Source organism: Caballeronia sordidicola (genome assembly GCF_001544455.2).
Classification (GTDB): Bacteria; Pseudomonadota; Gammaproteobacteria; order Burkholderiales; family Burkholderiaceae; genus Caballeronia; species Caballeronia sordidicola.
On record NZ_FCOC02000063.1, the window covers coordinates 1 to 1,074 of the forward strand.

Consider the following 1,074-nt stretch of genomic DNA (forward strand, 5'->3'; position numbering starts at 1 on the left):
GCCCAGGTCGATACAACCAAAAGCACCGTCACGGCGACGTCCAAACAAATGAACGTGCCCGTCGATGGCAAGTTCAAGAAGTTCACCGCCACGCTCGACTTCGATCCCGCCAAGCCCACTGCCGGCAACGCAAACATCACCATCGATACCGCAAGCTACGATCTCGGCGACGACAGCTACAACAAGCAGGCACAGGACAAGGACTGGTTCGACGTCGCGCATTTCCCAAGCGCATCGTTTGCCTCGACCTCCATCGCGCCGGCCGGCGGCAACAAGTACAACGTCGCCGGCAAGCTCACCATCAAGGGCAAGTCGCAGAACGTGACCGTGCCGGTCACCGTCACGCAGCAAGGCGCGACGCAAACCTTCGATGGCGCATTGCCCATCAAACGCACGCAGTTCGACGTGGGCTCGGGCGAGTGGAAAGACACATCGGTTGTCGCCGATGAAGTCGTGATCAAGTTCCATCTCGTCGCGCTCAAGAAATAAACGGTCTTCAACACTCGTCATTCATCCAGGAAAACACATGAAAAAGAACCTTTTGATTGCAGCAGGCGCGTTGTTCGTGGTGGTTTCGGCTAACGCAATGGCGGCGGAAGTCACGTACCAGCTCGATCCGAGCCACACGTATCCCAGCTTCGAGACCGATCACTTCGGCGGCATCTCGGTGTGGCGCGGCAAGTTCAACAAGAGCAGCGGCACGGTGACGATCGACCGGGAAGCGAAGAAGGGCACGCTTGAGGCGACCATCGACATGACCTCGGTGAACATTGGCAACGAGAAGCTCGACGGCGAACTGAAGAGCGCGCAATTCTTCGATACCGAGAAATTCCCGACGGCAACGTACAAAGGCACGTCGATGAAGTTCAAGGGCGACGTGCCGGTGGAAGTGATCGGCGAACTGACGCTGCACGGCGTGACGAAGCCGGTGAACCTGAAGATCGAGTCGTTCAAGTGCTTCACCAACCCGATGCTGAAAAAGGAAGTGTGCGGCACGGAGTCGACGGCGACGTTCGATCGGGGCGATTTCGGCGTGGATTATGGCAAGACCTACGGCTTCAAGATGAAGACGAC

At 57.6% G+C, this 1,074-nt stretch carries 2 protein-coding genes; both read left to right on the forward strand.

Going from position 1 to position 1,074, the window contains the following annotated elements:
• Positions 1 to 489, forward strand: a 489-nt coding sequence (locus tag AWB64_RS30575) for a YceI family protein (protein ID WP_060859148.1), incomplete at its 5' end; no start/stop codon positions are given.
• Positions 490 to 526: 37 nt separating this feature from the next.
• On the forward strand, positions 527 to 1,074 hold a 548-nt coding region (locus AWB64_RS30580; RefSeq protein WP_060859149.1), incomplete at its 3' end, for a YceI family protein.